Raw genomic sequence first — 1,386 nt, 5'->3', positions numbered from 1 at the left:
GTGCCGGTGGTGCTCGTCGAGCTCGAGCCGCAGCGCCGGCAGCTCCGGCAGGAAGACGTCCGCCAGGCCGGTGTCGACGAGCAGGGTGAGGCCCAGCCGGGGGTTCGGCGACAGGAGCAGCTTGGTGAACTCGTCGCGCACGCGCTCGGCCGAGATGATCGAGAGCGTGCCGGCGCGGTCGGTCATCGCCGCCCGCACCTCGGGGGCCACCTCGAAGCCGAGCTGTGAGGCGAAGCGCGCCGCACGCATCATCCGCAGCGGGTCGTCGGCGAAGGACTCCTCCGGCGCCGACGGGGTCATCAGGCGCTGCTGCACGAGGTCCGACAGCCCCCCGTGGACGTCGACGAACTCGAGGCTCGGCAGCCGGATCGCCATGGCGTTGACCGTGAAGTCCCGCCGCACGAGGTCGCCCTCGAGGCTGTCGCCGAACATGACCTCCGGCTTGCGGGAGGTGCGGTCGTAGGTGTCGGCGCGGTAGGTCGTGATCTCGATGACGTGCGAGCCCTTCCGCAGCCCGATGGTTCCGAAGTCGCGGCCGATGTCCCAGTGGGCGTCGGCCCAGCCGGTGACCACCCCGAGGATCTCGTCTGGCAGCGCGTCGGTGGTCAGGTCGAGGTCGGGCGAGACCCGGCCGAGGAACGCGTCGCGCACCGGGCCGCCGACGAGGGCCAGCTCGTGCCCCGACGCCGCGAAGCGCTCCCCCAGCCCCGTCAGCAGCGGCAGCACGGGCGCGAGCCGGGCGACGGCTGCGCGCAGGAGCGGCAGCCCCGCGTCGGCGGGCCGGTTGCCGTTGGGCTCGGGCGTGTCGGATCGGTCTCGCACGCGCCCCAGCCTAGTGAGCGCCCGAGCCGCTCCCGACCGCACGCGTACGCCCCCGCGACCCCGCCGCAAGGACGGGGGCACTCATTGTCCGGCCCGTTATGGTGGCGATGTGAGCGCCCAGCCCGTCCCCAGCCCCGTGTCGGGGAGGCGCCTGCCCGCGGTCGAGGAGCGCTCTGCCGGCGGCATCGTCGTGGACGTGCGCGATGGCCTGGCCCTGATCGCCGTCATCGCCCGGCGCAACCGGGCGGGCCGCATCGAGTGGTGCCTGCCCAAGGGCCACGTCGAGCCGGGCGAGACGCTCGTCGAGACGGCGGCGCGTGAGGTGGCGGAGGAGACCGGCATCGTCGGTCGGGTCCTGATCGAGCTCGGCACCATCGACTACTGGTTCGCCACGTCGGACAAGCGCGTGCACAAGTTCGTGCACCACTATCTCCTGGAGGCGACGGGTGGTGAGCTGTCCATCGAGAACGACCCCGACCACGAGGCCATCGACGTCGCCTGGATCCGCCTCGACGAGGTCCACCGCAGACTGACCTTCCCCAACGAGCGCCGCATCGCGCAGGC

General features: G+C 72.7%; 2 protein-coding genes. One reads left to right on the top strand and one right to left on the bottom strand.

Features of this window, described 5'->3' with window-relative positions; translation table 11 throughout:
* The coding region (locus tag ABD194_RS20035) for a tRNA nucleotidyltransferase/poly(A) polymerase-related protein (protein WP_486388615.1) at positions 1-822 on the bottom strand (822 nt) is incomplete at its 3' end.
* A 109-nt stretch (positions 823-931) separates the two neighbouring features.
* Here ABD194_RS20035 and ABD194_RS20030 point away from each other — a divergent pair.
* Positions 932-1,386: NUDIX hydrolase (locus tag ABD194_RS20030; protein WP_343994789.1), on the top strand; the 455-nt coding region annotated here is incomplete at its 3' end.

It is taken from the genome of Terrabacter terrae, assembly GCF_039529575.1.
Taxonomy (GTDB): Bacteria; Actinomycetota; Actinomycetes; order Actinomycetales; family Dermatophilaceae; genus Terrabacter; species Terrabacter terrae.
This window is presented reverse-complemented; position numbering and strand designations above follow the sequence as displayed.